The sequence below is a fragment of the Actinoplanes sp. L3-i22 genome (assembly GCF_019704555.1).
Lineage (GTDB): Bacteria > Actinomycetota > Actinomycetes > Mycobacteriales > Micromonosporaceae > Actinoplanes.
Genome location: NZ_AP024745.1, coordinates 4,417,269 through 4,429,733, shown reverse-complemented (window position 1 = coordinate 4,429,733; position 12,465 = coordinate 4,417,269). Strand labels below are relative to the sequence as shown.

The 12,465-nt window shown below is 70.5% G+C and carries 12 protein-coding genes; 7 read left to right on the top strand and 5 right to left on the bottom strand.

The genetic code is table 11. From position 1 onward, the window contains the following. The first annotated feature begins 115 nt into the window (after positions 1-115). Positions 116-1,183 carry a MerR family transcriptional regulator gene (locus tag L3i22_RS19615; RefSeq protein ID WP_221328406.1) on the top strand — a complete coding sequence of 356 codons (1,068 nt, stop codon included), beginning with the start codon at positions 116-118 and terminating at the stop codon, positions 1,181-1,183. Between the two features lie 8 nt (positions 1,184-1,191). Here L3i22_RS19615 and L3i22_RS19610 read toward each other — a convergent pair whose 3' ends face one another. The 3 genes from L3i22_RS19610 to L3i22_RS19600 all read right to left on the bottom strand — a co-directional run bounded on the left by L3i22_RS19610 (position 1,192) and on the right by L3i22_RS19600 (position 3,671). Beyond that, on the bottom strand, positions 1,192-2,118 hold the full coding sequence (locus L3i22_RS19610; protein ID WP_221328405.1) for a conjugal transfer protein TrbL family protein: 927 nt from the start codon (positions 2,116-2,118) through the stop codon (positions 1,192-1,194). Continuing rightward, positions 2,118-2,477: a pilin gene (locus L3i22_RS19605; protein WP_221328404.1), complete on the bottom strand. Its 360-nt coding sequence runs from the start codon at positions 2,475-2,477 to the stop codon at positions 2,118-2,120. The genes L3i22_RS19610 and L3i22_RS19605 overlap by 1 nt, the downstream gene beginning before the upstream one ends. 456 nt (positions 2,478-2,933) lie before the next feature. Next, complete coding sequence (locus tag L3i22_RS19600) at positions 2,934-3,671, bottom strand: trans-aconitate 2-methyltransferase (protein ID WP_221328403.1); 738 nt, start codon at positions 3,669-3,671, stop codon at positions 2,934-2,936. 288 nt (positions 3,672-3,959) lie between these two features. Between L3i22_RS19600 and L3i22_RS19595 the strand changes: the two genes are divergently transcribed. After that, a complete protein-coding gene (locus L3i22_RS19595; protein WP_221328402.1) occupies positions 3,960-4,556 on the top strand; it encodes a hypothetical protein in 597 nt (198 codons plus the stop codon). A 145-nt stretch (positions 4,557-4,701) separates the two neighbouring features. Here L3i22_RS19595 and L3i22_RS19590 read toward each other — a convergent pair whose 3' ends face one another. Continuing rightward, positions 4,702-5,109 (bottom strand): hypothetical protein, encoded by a 408-nt coding sequence (locus tag L3i22_RS19590; RefSeq protein WP_221328401.1) that lies wholly within the window; start codon positions 5,107-5,109, stop codon positions 4,702-4,704. A 475-nt stretch (positions 5,110-5,584) separates the two neighbouring features. Between L3i22_RS19590 and L3i22_RS19585 the strand changes: the two genes are divergently transcribed. Continuing rightward, positions 5,585-6,892 carry an SWIM zinc finger family protein gene (locus L3i22_RS19585; protein ID WP_255658406.1) on the top strand — a complete coding sequence of 436 codons (1,308 nt, stop codon included), beginning with the start codon at positions 5,585-5,587 and terminating at the stop codon, positions 6,890-6,892. Further along, positions 6,889-9,498 carry a DUF6493 family protein gene (locus L3i22_RS19580; protein ID WP_221328400.1) on the top strand — a complete coding sequence of 870 codons (2,610 nt, stop codon included), beginning with the start codon at positions 6,889-6,891 and terminating at the stop codon, positions 9,496-9,498. The genes L3i22_RS19585 and L3i22_RS19580 overlap by 4 nt, the downstream gene beginning before the upstream one ends. Before the next feature lie 67 nt (positions 9,499-9,565). On the opposite strand, the gene L3i22_RS19575 is transcribed toward L3i22_RS19580, so the two are convergent. Then, the gene (locus L3i22_RS19575; RefSeq protein WP_221328399.1) at positions 9,566-10,309 is read right to left on the bottom strand and encodes a hypothetical protein; all 744 of its coding nucleotides are present in this window, start codon (positions 10,307-10,309) and stop codon (positions 9,566-9,568) included. 293 nt (positions 10,310-10,602) lie between these two features. Between L3i22_RS19575 and L3i22_RS19570 the strand changes: the two genes are divergently transcribed. The 3 genes from L3i22_RS19570 to L3i22_RS19560 all read left to right on the top strand — a co-directional run bounded on the left by L3i22_RS19570 (position 10,603) and on the right by L3i22_RS19560 (position 12,433). Continuing rightward, positions 10,603-10,800, top strand: a complete 198-nt coding sequence (locus tag L3i22_RS19570; RefSeq protein WP_255658405.1) for an AlpA family transcriptional regulator — start codon at positions 10,603-10,605, stop codon at positions 10,798-10,800. A 177-nt stretch (positions 10,801-10,977) separates the two neighbouring features. After that, positions 10,978-11,607: a 2'-5' RNA ligase family protein gene (locus L3i22_RS19565; RefSeq protein WP_221328398.1), complete on the top strand. Its 630-nt coding sequence runs from the start codon at positions 10,978-10,980 to the stop codon at positions 11,605-11,607. Between the two features lie 370 nt (positions 11,608-11,977). Next, the gene (locus tag L3i22_RS19560; RefSeq protein WP_255658404.1) at positions 11,978-12,433 is read left to right on the top strand and encodes a hypothetical protein; all 456 of its coding nucleotides are present in this window, start codon (positions 11,978-11,980) and stop codon (positions 12,431-12,433) included. The last annotated feature ends 32 nt before the right edge of the window (positions 12,434-12,465 follow it).

Here is a 12,465-nt window from a genome sequence, read left to right as displayed (position 1 = left end):
GTCGGGATCCGCGCCCGGTGCGGCCGGCCGTTTGCGATCGGCTTGACCTTGCCCCTGGGGCAGACCCCAGGCTGGTGCGTGCCGGCCACCCGGTCGGCGCGAGGAGGATGACCGCGTGCAGCTGCTGACGATCGGCGCGTTCGCCCGGGCGGCGCGGCTGACACCCAAGGCGTTGCGCCTGTATGCCGAGGTGGGGCTGCTGGCGCCGGCGGCCGTCGACCCCGAGTCCGGGTACCGGTTCTACGAGCCGCGGCAGTTGGCGCACGCCCGGCTGATCGCCGCGCTGCGCCGCATCGGCATGCCGCTGGCGAGCATCCGCGTGGTGTGCGAGCTGGAGCCGGGCGCCGCGGCCACTGCGGTCACCGCCTTCTGGCAGCAGGTCAGCGCCGACACCGCGACCCGCGCGCACCGCGTCACCCGCCTCGTCGAGCAGCTGTCCCGGGAGGGCGCCACCATGTCCGCCAACAGACCAACCCTGACCTTTCGGTACGCCGTGCGCTGCGAACCCGGCCACGGGCGGGACAGCAACGAGGACGTCGCCTACGCCGGCGACCGGCTGCTGGCCGTCGCCGACGGCACCCGGGGAGCCGGCGGTGCCGCCAGCGCCGCGGCCGTGAACGCGCTCAAGGCGCTCGAACTGGCCGACAAACCGGCCGTCGAGCTGCTCGCGATGCTGGCCGCGACCGTCGACGAGCTCGATCGCGCGGTGCACGCCACCGGCGCCGGCGACGACCAGCCGGCCACCACCGTGACCGCGCTGCTGCGCCGCGGCTCGCAACTGGCCCTGGTGCACGTCGGCGACACCCGCGCCTATCTGCTGCGCGGCGGTGAGCTGGCGCAGCTCACCCAGGACCACACCTGGGTTCAGGAGCAGGTCGACTACGGCAAGCTCAGCCCCGATCAGGCCGCCGCTCACCCGCGGCGCGCGCTGCTCACCCGGGCGCTCGGTGGTGGCGGCCGGCCCGTCGAGGCCGACCTGGCGCTGCGCACCGCCCTGGCCGGTGACCGGTATCTGCTGTGCTCCGACGGGCTGTCCGCGGTCGTGGGCCGCGGCGAGCTGCACACCGCGCTGGCCGAGACCGGCGCGCCGGAACCGACCGCACAACGGCTGATCGAGCTCGCCTACGCCGCGGGCGCGCCGGACAACATCGCCTGCGTCGTCGCCGACCTGGTCAGCACATGAGCGCGCGGTCATCGCCGGCGCCGGTCCAGACCGGGCAGCGGGATCATCCGGGTCACCTGCTGCATCACCGCGAACCGCAGCAGCCCCGGCATCCGGCCGGGCCGCGACTGCAACACGTACCGGGCGATCAGCGCCGGGATCCGCAGCGTGCCCCACAACAGACACGCGACGACCAGCAGGTTCATCGCCGCGCCGGGCGTGCCCGACAGCCCCAGCGCCGGCAGCGTCGAGTCCGGCGCCAGCATCAGTTGCAGCGTGGTGTGCAACGCGACCGCCTGCAGCACCACGGTGGCCGGCATGCCCAGGACGGCGCGCCACCACAGCTTGGCGATCGGCTCGGTCTGCATCGTGGCGTGCATCGCCAGCGCAATCGGGGCGATCCCGGCCAGCAGGATCAGCAGCCCGGCCCGGGTGATCCACTGGACGACCAGCAGCACCGCGAGGACCGCGACCACCGCCGCGATGATCAGGATCAGGAAGTCCTCCGGGCGGCTGCCCGAGAGCCCGTCGGTCGCCGCGGCCACCGCCGTGCGCAACTGCGGCACCGGCGACGCGCCCCGGCGCCCGGCCAGCGCGACGGTCAGCGCGTTGGCCGTGCCCACCACCGCCGAACAGATCGGCCGGGCACTGTTCGCCGCGATCAGCGCGATCACCAGGCGCGGGATCAGCTCACCGAGCCCGGCCTGCGCGGCCAGCCACTCCCGGTTCATCACCATCACGCCGGTCCACACGAACGCCAGCACGAAACACGTGTCGACCACCCCCAGCGAGGTCGCCATCAGGTCGGTGACCTGCGGCAGGGCGGTCACGTCCGGGACCACCAGCACGGTCAGCGACAACAGCCGCCAGGCCAGGTCCAGCCCGGCGAGCACCAGCGCCGACACCGCGCCCAGCAGCGGGCCGAGCAGGCCGGTCAGCAGCCAGTCGCCGCCCATCACCGCGCCCCGATCAGGCCCTGCAGGACGGCCAGGAACACCGGTGCGAGCAGCGCGATCGCGTAGCCGAGCAGCGCGGTGCGAAACGCGGTCTTGGCCCGCTCGACCTCGCTGGCGTCGCCGTTGGCGAGCATGTATCGGATGCCGGCGACGCTCAGGAACAGGGTGGCGACCGCGGCCGCGATCCCGATCACCCAGTTACGGATGTTGGCGATGATCTGCGGCAGCTGGTAGACGGCGAGCACGACGCCCGGCGCGGCGTGTGCCGGCGCGGCGTGTGCCGGTTCGGCCATGCCGAGGATCAGGATGGCGGCGGCCAGCGCGCAGGCGAGCCGTCCGATGGTTCGTCGGGGGAACATGGGCACCTCCCGGTCCCGCCTGCCGCGGAACCGCAACGATGGGCGCGACACCGATCGATGCCGCACCCACCAAGGGGCGCTCCGGCCCGCCCGACACCACCGGGCGAAAACCCAACAAGAGCCAACCGCTTGCGTACGGCGGAAGCGCTGTTCTGTTTCGGTTGGCCTTCCGTGCTGTTTGTTGGCCGTCCGACGTGGCTTTCGGCCGGCCCTTAGGTGCCGTGCGCTCCACGCGGCCGCCCGCAGCTTCGGCCGGCCTCAGCGAAGCGCTGTGGTTCTGAGCGCGAGGCATCGGGCGTCAGTTTGGGATCCGCTCTGACTCGGCGTCGAGCCGACATCCGCACCTGGAGGTCATCAACTACAGGGCTGGTATCCGCGGGCGGAGGCGGCGTCCGGATGTATCAAGATGATCGTGTCCTCGCTGCTATCGGTGGAACGGCTGGCTGATGGCACGCTTCACCGGCGGCCGACGATGCTACGCAGCCCGACGGGCAGCGGATGGTGGTCGTCATTGAACGAGTCGCCGATCGTGGCCGTCACGCCACGTTCGCGCAGCAGCTCCGGCACCGACGAGGTGTCGATCAGGACGTTGCCGTGGTGCTCGTCCTCGCGACGGTAACTGCCGTCCACGCCGCGGACGAACGTGGTGAGGTCCCGGTCGAACCGGTCCGGCGCCGGCCGGCTGAACCTGGTGATGATGGCCCAGTCGTCACCGACCCGTCCTTGCGCCATGGCACCCTCGCGCGCGGTACCCCATTCGAGGTCGCACAGATCCACCGCCAGCAGACCGCCGGGCAGCAACGCGTCGGCGAGCGCTACCAGGCCACGGCGGACAGCGGCCGCATCGGACAGATAGTTGAGGGCGTGTCCGATCCCGACGATCGCGTCCACCGCCGGAATCGGATCGTCGGGCAGGACCAAGGTCCGCACGTCGGCGGCGCCCCCTACGGCGGTGCGGGTGAGATCGAGCATCGCCGGTGAGGCATCAGTGGCGATCACCCGATGACCGGCTTCGGTCAGGCGCTTGGTGAGCAGGCCCGACCCGCACCCGATCTCCAGAACCAAGCCTTGGCGTGTCCGGACGGGCTCGAGAAGGGCCAGGATGCCGGGCGCACAGGCGTCGGCGTGAAAGCCGTAGCCTTGGTCGAAGACGTAGGCAAGGTCACGGCGGTAATACGGCTCGTCGGTCTGCACCAGGGCATTGTCCCGCTACGCCGGCCGACAACGTCCACGATGCTGGAAGGCCGGCGGGTGACCGCGATCAGATGCGCCTCGCCGGCGTCGACGAGTCTGGTGGCCACCGCCGCCGGACAGTTGGCCATCCGTTGGCCGACGGCCGCCCGGGACCCGACGGTCGTGCACCGCCACGACCCAGACCTGCAAAGCCCTCGTCGAAGGACTCCTCGGCTCACAGGTACAGCCACCGGTGAAACCGAAACGGCTCGTCCGTGCCTCGCTCTTCGCTCCCGGTATCGTCCGGCCGTGACGAACCCCGACTACCGGCTGCTGCTGGATCTCACCGACCGGGCCACCCGTCTCGACCCCGAGGCCCAGCGTGTCCTCTCCGTCGCCGCCATCCACCGCTGCCTGCCGCTGCTCGCCCGCTCCGCCACGGAGAACGAGCTGCGGCGCCCGGTCCTGCCGCTCGCGGCCGAGGGCCTCACCCTTGCCTGGGCCCGGTGCGCCGGCCAGTCCGCCGACCCCGCCGGCATCGCCGAGCGGCTCCGCGCATACGGCCCGACCGACCCCGACGACCCGATACTGGAAGTCGACTCGTCAGTCCTGCCGTTCGTTCAGGACCTCCCCGACCTGCTCGAACAGCCACGGCTGTCGATCCACCACGGGTACGAGATCATGAGCACCTACCACCGCTGGTACCACAGCGAAACCCCGTACGGCCCCGGTGCCCTGTTCGAACTGGCCGCCCTGCTGCGCGACCTCGAGACGCTGGAACGTCGCGCCCCGGACCCGGACGTGCTCGACCAGATCCGCAACCGCGCCATCCAAACGGGCACCCAGCTGGAGCAGATCGTGAACGACACCGTGCCGGGCGCCAGCCCGGGACAACAGGTCGACTAGACGGTCGGACCCGCCAGCACTGCTGCTCACCGCAGCTTTCGGGGCCACCGCCATGGCTTCCTCCGTCGTCCGGGCCACCGCACGCCAAGTCCAGTACCAAGGCCATGGCGCGCCTGCCACCGAATCCACACATCCATCCGGCGAATCAGTCGTCTTTGAACATTGTCGCGTCTACATATTGCTTGGTGTCGCCAACTTTTGATTCAACCCTGTAGATCAGCATATAGTCTTTCAACTGCCAGCATCCGTCCTTTACCTCGGATGAGTAGAGGCGTTTTGTCGTGCACGTGGAGTGCCAGGTCCAGCCCGCATTTGTCAGCGCGGAGTCGTATATCTGGCGGATCTGGTCGCCTGTTTGTTCAGTGGGCGCGTATTCGAGGGTCCACATGCGGTATGACGAGCCGAGACCGAAGTCGCCGCCGCTGCCCCACGCCCCCTCGGACCATTCGGCGGGTACTTCGATGGCGCGGAGCTTGTCGTTTCCGGCGTCCTGTGTCGACGTGCAAGCCGTGAGGGTGGCGAATGCGGCGATCGCGGCGAGTAGCGTTCGCATGCGTCTGATCATAACGGCGTTGTTCTTTCTTGCCGAGGGCAGGTCACGGCAGCAGTTACCCGAGAACGCAATTACCATGACCACTATGTGCCGCTCAGGCGCCACGCCTCCACTGCGTCAACAGACCTGGAAACCCCAATTTCAAGTGTCCCAGCCGGCCCGATCGACCCGCCATATACATTGAGCCGGAACGTTCCACCGGTTACCGGATGGAACGCCAACCCATACCTCACCGAACCAACGCGGTCCCTAGGATGAAGTAAATGCAATGTTCCGTGGCTGACCCATGGCCGCAACCGGCGCAACAACGGGTTAGCGCCCGCGGCGGCGGCTACTACACGGAGTCCCCCTCGCCGTGCACGGTCAGTAAGTTCGCCGGTCCGGCCGAGCGACATCCGCCGGTCCCCGACCCCCGGACCACCGGTGTGGCCGAACTGCCAGTGGCACCACGCCGTGGCCGGTACGGTCGGACCTCGTGGCCGGGGAGTCCCTGGCGGTCGCGTATCGGCGCCCGTCGGAGCTGGTAGGCAGTCTGCTGTCATTGCAGACCGCCGGCCTGCACCCCCGGTTCTTCACCGGCTTCCTGACCGCCGCGCGACCAGCCGCGGTCTGCCTGACGGTCCTGGCGGATGTAGCCGCCGCCGACTTCCGCCCGGAGTACACCGGGTACCTGCGGGACCCGGTCGTCACCTGCGGCGGCGACCGGCTGCGGTTCGAGGTGCTGTCCGGCTGCTGTGGCGTATACGCACGGCTGGACGTGCTCCCCGAGGCTCTCGACGGCGAGATCCACGCCCGCGGCACGACAAACGTCGACATCAACCCCGAGCTCTATCGCGCCCTGTCCCGCATCGGCGGCAAGGACCCGCTACGCCTGTCGGTCGGCCCGGACGACCTGACGGTCACCACCCTCGACGCGCACATCGTCGAGAAGAAGGTCCCGCTGCCGTCCCGCTGGCTACGTGGGCTGGCCGAGGCCGGTTTCATCGCGTCAGGCCTCGATCCCCGCGCAGAGTTGACCGGTGCCGCCGCGGCCTCACTGCTGCAGCGGATGCCCCCGCGGCCGAACCGCGACGTGCGATGGCTGGTCCCCGCCGGCCGCTCGGTCCGGCTCGCCACCGGCGCCACACCCGCAGCGGTCTGCCTGCCGGGCCCGCACCGCGTCGCCGTCCTGCGCCCGCTGCTGCCGATGACCCGACTCGTCCGCCTCTACGGTCCCCCGGCCACCCCGGGCAGCCCTCCCTTCCCCAGCGGCTGGGAGCTGGAGCTGCCCGGCGTCCGGTTCTCCCTGCTGCTCTCCCCCGGTGTCGACCGCGGCCTGTCCGGCGAGGGCGCGCTGCTGACCCGCCTGGACGAAGCCGAACAGTTGGCCGACCGGCTCGGCTGGGACGGCACCGTCGACCCGGACCTGATCGCGCAGGCGAACGGGATGACCACCGAGCAGGTCCGCGGCGCCCTGGCCGCCCTGGCCATGTCCGGCAAGGTCGGCTACGACTGGGCCGACGCCGCGTACTTCCATCGCGAGCTGCCCCTGCGGCCGGAGTTGATCGCCGACCTGAACCCCCGGCTGGTCGCCGCCCGCGCCCTGGTCGCCGCAGGCGCGGTACACCCGGGCCCGGCCGGCACCAGCGTGGGCGACTACCTGGTCCACGAGACGGCCGGCGGCGAACTGGGCTGCACCTGCCGCTGGTGGGTCGAGCACCGCGGCACGCGCGGCCCTTGCAAACATGTCCTCGCGGTGACGCTCACGAGAGCGGTGAGGCTCACCGGAAAGGAAGACACGTGATCGACGCCGAGGAGGTCTTCGCGCGGATCGAGGCCGGCGACATCAAGGGCGTAGCGGCGCTGATGGTGGCCGGCCAGGAGACCGAGCGCCGTGCCCTGGCCGGGCAGTTCAAGGACCACCAGCTGGCTCATCTGCCCGAGCCGCTGCCGACCGGCGACTACTTCACCAACTACCACGCCAACTCCCGGGCGCTCGACGAGCATCGGGACCTGCTGCGCCGGCGCAAGATCGCGCTCGCGGTGGCCTGCGTCGCCGGGCTGCCCCGGGCCACCGACGTCGTCACCCGGCTCCGTGACACCTGGCTGCACATCGATACCGAGTCCGCCGAGTCGGTGGTGCGGGTCCTGCAGGCCCCCGGCCGGCCCTCGATCGCCGCCGTCGCCACGTCCATGGCCCAGAAAATGCGACCGACGACCGTCGACCAATGGCCGGTCGTCAGCGCCCTGCTGGACGCGGCGCAACTGCCGGTCCCGCCGACCGAGGCCACCCTGACCGGCTGGATCCAGCAGCAGGGACGCGCCTGGTCCGAGGAGTTGATCGATCGCTTGCGCGCTGATCCCCGTACCCCCGATCTTTTGCCGCATTTGTTTGCCATTCCTCGCCTCGGCACCCATCTCGACGAGGAATGGCCGAAAGCCCTGACCATGCTGGCCGCCGACGACGATGCGACGCGCCGGACGATCCTGGACGGCTGCCTGCTGCGGCTACGTGCCGGGGACCGCCCCGCGTCGATCAAGTCGATGGCCGACCTGCACCGCGCACTCGCGCCGACGCTCGAGGAATGCGCCGAGCACCGGCAGGAATACCTGGCGATGCTGTCCAGCCCGCCGGTCGCGGTGGCCGACCTGGCGCTCGCGGCGCTGCGCGTCGCCGAGGCCGGCGGCCGGGCCGAACCCGAGCTGATCGTCGAGGCCGCCTACGCCGTCCTGCCGCGCAAGGAGAAGAAGCTGGTCCGGGCCATGCTCGAATGGATCGGCGCGGTGCTGACCGACCGGTCCGACCCGGATCTCTACGAGGCGTTGCTGGCCGGGCTGGGCAACGAGGCGGTCGACCTCGCCGAGCAGACGCTGCACCTGGCCGCCGCCCACCTGACCGCCTACGGCCCGGAGCCGCTCGCCCAGGCCGCCACGATCCTGGCGGGGGATCTGCGTCGCCAGGCGCAGGAGGTGCTGCGCCAGGCCGGGGCCACCGTCGAGGAGCAGGATTCGCTGGTCCTGCTGCCGGCGCCCGCGCCGGTGGCGGCGATGCCACCATCGATCGCATCACTCGGCGAACTCGCCGGCGAGACCGCGGCCGCCAACCGCTGGGAAACATTCGACCCGATCCTGATGGAACGCGTCTTCGACGCTTTAACCCGATTCGCGTACGGCGACCGGCCCGCTCTCGCCGCGATCCTCACCCCGATGCTCGACGAATACGGCGGCTGGCTGGTCGACCGGCTGATCTACGGCATCGTGCACCGCGGCCCACGCCCACCCCGGCACCAGGTCTCCTCGTTCGGCGGGGCGCCACTGTCCAGCCCCGCCTGGACGATGATCAACGCCCGGGTCACCGAACTGACCGGGCAGCTGTACGGCACGCCACCACCCGCGTTGCTGGCCACCCCCGCCACCGTCGACGGCCACGTCGACCCCCACCGCGTCCTCGACCTGCTCACCAACGCCGAATCCGACGGCTGGCAGCCCGGCCCGTACGACCTGGCACAGGCCCTGCTCCGCCTGCCCCGCGAGGTCGACGCACCGACCCGGGCGGCGGCCGAGCGATTGCGCTCCCCCGCCGGCCGCCAGTTCGCCGGATGGCTGCGTGACGGCGGCCTGCCCGACCCGGCCGCCGTGGCGATCAGCTCCGAACGACCCGTCAGCTACAACCAACCCCGACTTCGACGTACGGTCGCCATCGAAGCGTTCGCCCATCCGCCGCTGACCGTCCCCGACGGGCTGTTGAGCCTGCCGGCCACCAGCGCCCGCGAGCGCGCCTACGGCTACCTGCCCGACGACGAGTCGATCACCATGTGGCCGATGATCCTGCCCGGCCACCGCGAACTGGTCGCCGCCCACGCGCTGCCCCTGCTCACCATGGCCGCCGACGGCGACTACGCCAACCAGCTCCACGTCCTGCCCGCCGTCGCGGCCGGCAACGGCCCGTTCGGCCCGGCGATGGCCCTGTGCCTCGCGTACGGCCTGGCCGCCGGGCGACCCGCGGGCCGGATGGTCACGGTGGATGCCTTCGTGTCGCTGGCCGCCCGCAACCTGCTCGACGGCACCATCGTCGGCCACGAACTCGGCATGCTGGAAGCCGCCCAGGTCATCGTCCTGAAACGGGTGGTCGACAGCCTCCAGCAGGCGCTGCGGGCCGGCGCCGCCTCGGCCGTCTGGGACCTCACCCGCACTCTGCTCCCGACCGTCCTGACTCCACCCCGCCCAGCCGCGGGCACACCGGATCTGCTGATGATCGCCGCCTCCGCAGCCGCCACCACTCAAGCCACCGACGACATCCCCGAGGTGAGGACGATCGCCGCCCAGGGCGGCGCCACCCGGCTCGCCACCGAGGCAGCCCGTCTCGTCCGAACCCTGGAGAACAACCGAGCCGCAGCGGACGCGTCCTGACCAACATGTCTTGAACTACGCTGCGGCCGCAGTTGTCGGGCCACTGTGGCTCCGGCCCCCGCTTGTGTCACGCCGCCGGCCGGCGCGGTTGCAGCGCCACGAACGCCAGCTCGCCGTCGCGGATCGCCTCCCGCAACCGGACCTCCGCCCGCGCCCGCCACGCCGAGGCCAGCCGGGCCGGCAGACCGAGCCGCTCCCCCGCCACCGCCAGGGTGGCGCCTTCGAGACGCGTCGCGGCGATCAGATTCGCCTCGTCCGCGTCGACGACGCCCGCGGCGACCGCCCGCGCCAGCACGAAATCGGGATGATCCGCAGCCCGCGCCGGAGCCGACGGCCCGGGGACACCCGTGATCCTCACCGGCTGCTGCGCCTGCGCGTCACGGACCTTGCGGGCCGCCCGAACCCCGGCATCGATCAACCGGCCGCAGATCCGGGGCGCGTCCAGGTCCACCCTCGGCAGCGCCGCCACGAACCCGGCCAGCAGCTCGGCGTCCACATCCTCACGGTCGCCCGCCCAGCCGGCGGCAAGGCGCCCGGCCGCGCGCCGCAGCCCGGGCATCGCCACGCCGACCGCGCCGATCACCCATCCCGGGCCGTCCTCGCGCGCCCGCAGCACCAGGTCCCGCCACACGACATCGCGCATTGCCGCCTCGGCCCGGGCGCTCAGCAGCAGCCCCCGAAGCCGATCCAACGGCACCACCCCGTCGATCCCGCCGGTGTCGTACAGCAGCACCGTCGGCGGTATCACCAGCAGCGAAAACGCCTTCTGCGCCGCGTCCAGCGGCGACGACGGCCACCTCTCACCAGACATCCCAACCTCACGAATGGAATCCAGCCCCGGCCCGTCGCCGGTGCGAGACCACCATCCGCGCACACCCAGCCGACACCGCACCCGACAGCGCCAACAGGTTGGCCACCAGTTTCCCGACACAGCCCCAACAGCCCAACACCACCTTCTGGTGACCGTTCGCGCTGCTAAAACAACCGGCAACAGCAGCAAATCATTCGCGCCGCTCAACGAACGCGGCCAGGACCGGTGCACCGGCCTCAACGATTTTGCGCACCGTGTTGCGCCAAGACCCGTGGGCGGCAAGGTTTGGTTCGATGGACGACGTCATGGCCGCCGCTGAAATCGCCGACTACCTCGGCGTGTCCCGCCAGCGCGTGGCAGTACTCGTTGAACGCCCCGACTTTCCCGCCCCGATGGCCCACCTATCTGTGGGCCGGATCTGGCGGACCTCTGACGTGCGGCAGTGGGCCGCCAACCGACCCAACCGGGTTCACGAGGACGAGAAGGAATAGCTCGGCGAACTGCGGCCCGATCTCCCGCGAACCGCTGAGTCGGAGGCGCCGGCAGTTCCCGCACCGTGATGCCAGGCGTCTGCCATGGTGTCCGAATCAATCTCGCCGGCCGATCGTATCGAGCTGATCGCCTCGGACGCTGCCGGCCTCTCCGACATCTGAGGGAGCGGCTGACCCATGGACGACACCGTCGAGCATGCCGAGCAGATGCGTGATCACTGGTGGTGGCGGCCCGGATGGCGCGCGGGACGCCACTTCTACGCCTGCCACTTCACCTTTGAGGACCAACCTCTGGTGCACCGATTGGTCTCGACGTACCAAAGCGAACTTGTCGGTTTTAATGGTCTTGATCTCATCCCCGCGCCGTGGTTGCACCTCACGATGCAGGGAATCGGCTTTGTCGACGAAGTCTCGGACGAGCAGGTGCGCCGGGTCATCGACGCGGTCGCCGCCGGGCTGGGGCGAGTCGAGCGCCCCGTGGTGACCTTCGGCAGCGCGGTGGTCCGGCCCGAGGCCGTGTATCTGCCGGTCGAGCCGGCCGGCGCGATCGTCGCGATCCGCGAGATCGTGCGGGCAGCGGTGTCCGGGATCGTCGGAGCGCTCGAACCGGCGCAGCCCTACACGCCACACGTCAGCGTCGCCTACGCCAACCGGCCGCAACCGGCAAGCCCGATCGCCGCGGCCCTCCCGATCCTCGATCCGGTCACCGTGACCCTCGATCGCGTGCAGTTGCTGCACTTTCACCGGGACCGGCGGATGTACGAGTGGACGCACGCAGTTGCCCTGCCCATCGGGGCAAACGCCTGATCCACCCGGCAATCATTGACCAACCCGGCCAAGGTGGAGCCGGGGCGGGCGGGAACAGACGGTGCCGCTGCCCGAGCGCCAACGTTGTCCTGACGAACCGGGCCATTCTGCGGCCGCAGCGTCGGGATCACGGTAGCGACTTGACCAGATGGAATGCCCACCTGCGGGTCCGCGAATATCCACTGGCGGCCACCAGGGCGGCTGCGTGATGAACATCGATGGGTTGTCAGATCGAGGACAAGACTCAGCCACGGGACCCACTACGGTGAGTATTTCTCGCGACTACGGTGCGGAGGGGATCATGCCAACTGGAATAACAGCCCCGCATCGAGGGACTGACCTCGGCGACACGTGGCGATACCGTCCGCCGATGACCACGAGCATCCACTCCGTCATCAAGACCATAGAGATCAACCGCCCGGGTCTGTCCGACACCAAACGAAACCTGCTGCTCTACTTCTGCCAGGGCCACTACCTCGCCCTCGGCGGCGACGCACTGTTCGCCGAAGCCCTCTTCGCCACCGACAGAGGCGTAGACCTTGACGACGTAGGCGTCGAGCCGGATGCACTCGAGCCGCCTGATGCCGGCGCCGTGAACACCATCCTGGGCGTCCTGACCCGGTACGCGGACCTCTCCCCCGCCGACCTGCGCACCCTGGTCCTCGCGTCGGCCCCCTGGAAGTCCGCCATGCAAATCCCATCAGAGCCTCGCATCGAATGGGCCTGGCTGCGGGACTGGTTCACCCGGCCCGACGAGACCGACGATCCGGCCGACGAGCGGCCCACCCGCAAGCAACTGGCAACGTGGGGGGCCCGCAACAGCTGACGTGCCAATCCGCTGCACCTTGCCAGGGAGGC

What these genes read in the sequence shown, in the direction of transcription:
- L3i22_RS19610 (WP_221328405.1), bottom strand. Translation starts at nt 2,118, where the DNA reads ATGGGCGGCGACTGGCTGCTGACCGGCCTGCTCGGCCCGCTGCTGGGC.
- L3i22_RS19605 (WP_221328404.1), bottom strand. Translation starts at nt 2,477, where the DNA reads ATGTTCCCCCGACGAACCATCGGACGGCTCGCCTGCGCGCTGGCCGCC.
- L3i22_RS19590 (WP_221328401.1), bottom strand. Translation starts at nt 5,109, where the DNA reads ATGCGAACGCTACTCGCCGCGATCGCCGCATTCGCCACCCTCACGGCT.
- L3i22_RS19575 (WP_221328399.1), bottom strand. Translation starts at nt 10,309, where the DNA reads ATGTCTGGTGAGAGGTGGCCGTCGTCGCCGCTGGACGCGGCGCAGAAG.
- L3i22_RS19570 (WP_255658405.1), top strand. Translation starts at nt 10,603, where the DNA reads ATGGACGACGTCATGGCCGCCGCTGAAATCGCCGACTACCTCGGCGTG.
- L3i22_RS19565 (WP_221328398.1), top strand. Translation starts at nt 10,978, where the DNA reads ATGGACGACACCGTCGAGCATGCCGAGCAGATGCGTGATCACTGGTGG.
- L3i22_RS19560 (WP_255658404.1), top strand. Translation starts at nt 11,978, where the DNA reads ATGACCACGAGCATCCACTCCGTCATCAAGACCATAGAGATCAACCGC.